General features: G+C 58.5%; 1 pseudogene. It reads right to left on the bottom strand.

The window, feature by feature from the left end:
* Nucleotides 1-136, bottom strand: a pseudogene (locus ENZ74_RS35590) (tRNA dihydrouridine synthase DusB); the annotation flags it as partial.
* Between the last annotated feature and the right edge of the window lie 358 nt (nt 137-494).

The following is a 494-nucleotide window of genomic DNA, read 5'->3' as shown; positions in this document are numbered from 1 at the left end:
AGCCCGCACCATGCGCGTGGGCACGCTGCCGGAACGGCTCGTCCGTAATGCCCGACATCGGCGCGAGGAACACGCGATTGCGGAGTTTCACGCCGCCGACGTTAAGCGGCGCGGCCAATTTGGTCAAATTAACCATGCACAAAAACCAAGCATCTTCATTCGTTGCACATTCTCTAGCCATATCGGCCGCAATGTGCAACGCGGAATGACGCCACATTAAGGCGCAATCGGAAAAATGCTGGCCTTCGGGACTGGGTGCGGCCAAAGCGCCGCGCGCCCCGTGGGACGCGCAAAGGACGCTTTGGGATTCATATTTGACGCACGATCTTTGCCGAAAACCGATTACACTTTTCGGGATCGTGCGCTAAGCCAATCTGCAATGACTGACGCAAGTGAAAATCACGTTTCGAGTGCGGATGGCAAGGTCGCGGTGGTAATCGTCGCGGCCGGCCGTGGTGCGCGCGCCGGACAGGCCAACGGACCGAAGCAATATC

Source organism: Mesorhizobium sp. M7A.F.Ca.CA.002.15.2.1, assembly GCF_003998715.1.
Taxonomy (GTDB): Bacteria; Pseudomonadota; Alphaproteobacteria; order Rhizobiales; family Rhizobiaceae; genus Mesorhizobium; species Mesorhizobium ciceri.
This window is presented reverse-complemented; position numbering and strand designations above follow the sequence as displayed.